Genomic DNA, 2,589 nt, shown 5'->3' on the forward strand with positions numbered 1-2,589 from the left:
GTCCGTGGTGCCTAAAATACCGCGCAGCAGGTTGGGGCGGTCGGCCAGGTCGCGGCCGCCGACGCCGTAACCGATGCGTTCGATGGTCATCGCCGGCAACGGGCCGAATTCGGCGATTTCAGCGGCGATGGCGGCGCCGGTAGGGGTGACAAGTTCCTTGTCGCAGCGGCCATCGACCACCGGCAGTCCCTTGAGGATTTCCAGGGTCGCCGGGGCGGGCAGGGGGATGGCGCCGTGGGCGCACTGCACGCTGCCGTGGGACATGGGCAGCGCCGCGCAGACGATCCGCTCGACGCCGAGCAGCGTAAGTCCAATGGCGGCGCCGACGATATCGACGATCGAATCGACGGCGCCGACTTCGTGGAAATGCACGCTTTCGAGGGGGGTGCCGTGAATCTTCGCCTCGGCTTCTCCGACCCGGCGGAAGATCCGACGGGCCAGCTCTTTGGTTGCCGGGGCGAGAGCCGATTCGGCCAGCATCCGGTCGATGGAGGCCCAGGTGCGGTGGTGGTGCTGCTCGTCGATGGCCACCTTCAGCCGGGCGCCTGCGATCCCCTGGCGCTTTTCGCGGGCGCATGCCAGGCTGTAGCCGGTGACCTTCAGTTTGGCCAGTTCGGCGGCGATGGCATCCAGGCTGACACCGAGATCAAGCAGCAGGCCGAGCATCATGTCGCCGGAGATGCCGGCAAAGGTGTCGAGGTAAAGGGTTCTCATGGTGACGTCAGCCGGTTGATGCGGGTGGCGGCGTAGGCGGCGCCGAAGCCGTTGTCGATGTTGACCACGGTGATGCCGCTGGCGCAGGAATTGAGCATGCCGAGCAGGGCGGCCACACCGCCGAAGGCGGCGCCGTAGCCGACCGAGGTGGGGACGGCGATGACCGGCACCGCGACCAGGCCGCCGACTACCGAGGGGAGCGCCCCTTCCATGCCGGCGACCACGATGATCACGGCGGCCTCGCGCAGCTGGTCGCCCCTGGCGAGCAGTCGGTGAATGCCGGCGACGCCGACGTCGACGATCTCGACCACCTCGTTGCCGAGCATGCGGGCGGTCACGCTGGCCTCCCTGGCGACCGGGATATCGGAAGTGCCGGCGCAGATGACCAGGATTTTGCCGCGGGTGGCGAACTCCAGCGGCTTTTGCTCGAGGCAGAAGGTGCGGCTTTCGGCGTCGAAGCTGCCGTCAGGAAAGCGGGCCAGCAGCGGCTCGGCTTTTTCCCGGTTGATGCGGGTGACCAGGATGTTACTCCCCTTCTCTGCCATTTTTTCAACGATGGTGAAAATCTGGCCGGCGCTCTTGCTTTCGCCGAGGATGACTTCGGGGGTTCCCTGGCGCAGCTCCCGGTGGTGGTCGATCATGGCCACGCCGACATCTTCGAAGGGGAGGGTGCGCAGCCGCTCGATGCCGTCGGCTACCGAGAGGCTGCCATCGCTGATGGACTGCAGCAGGATTTTAAGTTCGTTCGGGTTCATGGTCTCGCTCGTACAGATGGGGCGGATAAATTGCCAGTGGACTCGCTCTTTGCCACGGGAACAGCTTTACCGTTTAGCCGGTAGCGGGGAGGGGCGTCGTGGCCGCTATCGGTGTTGGCATTCTCCGTGCAAAATAAGCCTATACAATAATGGTTGGTTTGTCGAAGTCTGATCAATCACCTGGTTCAGCTGGTTTTCCGGTCAGCGCAGGACCGGGGAGCAGGAGGACGCATGGAATTGGATCGTGGCGACAGCACTTTTCTCCAGGATTTCATTGCCGCAGCCGGTGGGGCGGTTTCTCGTGAAGCGGCCTGCCGGTTGCGGATCGAGCAGCTGCAGGTTCTTTCCCGCAAGGGGCTGTGGGGAATCGCCCTGTTCGCGGCGTGCAGCGCAGCGGGGTATGCGGCAATCGGCTGCCAAACGGCGCTTACCGCCGGGGTTTTCACTCTATTGGGCGCCGCGCCGCCGGTTCCACTGATCAGCCTGGCTTTGGTGGTCTACTGCTTCTCGGCGCTGATCCTGACCCTGCCGCGCATCGTCGATGGCAGTGACCGCTATCGCGGCTGGTCGGTCATAGCTTACCTGGCGGCTTTCTACGGCTTCTATTTCTATGCCCGCTCGCTGGAGGTCAACTTCTGGGCGGTCTTTGCGGTCGGTGTCCTGCTGCTCACCCTTGAATACCTCAGCCTGCTGATCCACTGCCGCCGGGAGATCCGGCAGGAAGAAGCAGCCATAAAACGGCATCGTCGCTGGCATCCCCTGGGGTGAATAAAAAAATAGTTGGTCTATTCGCGGCCCCTTCAGGCAAAACACCAGATTCCGGATGAGCCAGGAGGGGGTCGCTGCTTGCTGTGAGCCGGGTTGGCGGGAATGCCGGTACCTGCTGGCGGAAGACGGAAGCCAACTTTAGAGGCAGACGCGCAGGATCTGTTAGAGATCGGTGATGCCCATGAATATCTTGGCGATGCCGTCCATTTTCAGGGTCGTCATATCGTCCTTCAAACCGAGATCCCGCAATTCACTGGCTGCCGCTTCGCGCTTGATGGCGGCTTTTAACGGATCGGTGCCGATCAGCAATTCATGAATGCCGACCCGCCCGGAGTAGCCGGTCCCTTCACAC

General features: G+C 63.3%; 4 protein-coding genes. 1 reads left to right on the forward strand and 3 read right to left on the reverse strand.

What is annotated here, in order from left to right:
* Positions 1-714: LarC family nickel insertion protein (locus tag ABYV89_RS16055; RefSeq protein ID WP_432823943.1), on the reverse strand; the 714-nt coding region annotated here is incomplete at its 3' end.
* On the reverse strand, positions 711-1,469 hold the full coding sequence (gene larB / locus ABYV89_RS16060) for a nickel pincer cofactor biosynthesis protein LarB (RefSeq protein ID WP_432823944.1): 759 nt from the start codon (positions 1,467-1,469) through the stop codon (positions 711-713). The genes ABYV89_RS16055 and larB, both read right to left, overlap by 4 nt.
* 231 nt (positions 1,470-1,700) lie before the next feature.
* On the opposite strand from larB, the gene ABYV89_RS16065 reads away from it, so the two are divergent.
* Positions 1,701-2,237, forward strand: a complete 537-nt coding sequence (locus ABYV89_RS16065) for a menaquinol oxidoreductase (protein ID WP_432823945.1) — start codon at positions 1,701-1,703, stop codon at positions 2,235-2,237.
* Positions 2,238-2,399: 162 nt separating this feature from the next.
* Here the strand turns inward: ABYV89_RS16065 and ABYV89_RS16070 are convergent.
* On the reverse strand, positions 2,400-2,589 hold a 190-nt coding region (locus tag ABYV89_RS16070), incomplete at its 5' end, for a hypothetical protein (RefSeq protein ID WP_432823946.1).

Source organism: Trichloromonas sp. (genome assembly GCF_041583255.1).
GTDB lineage: Bacteria > Desulfobacterota > Desulfuromonadia > Desulfuromonadales > Trichloromonadaceae > Trichloromonas.

Bases quoted from the DNA above. Each gene is read 5' to 3' on its own strand.
- larB (WP_432823944.1), bottom strand. From the start codon at position 1,469: ATGAACCCGAACGAACTTAAAATCCTGCTGCAGTCCATCAGCGATGGC.
- ABYV89_RS16065 (WP_432823945.1), top strand. From the start codon at position 1,701: ATGGAATTGGATCGTGGCGACAGCACTTTTCTCCAGGATTTCATTGCC.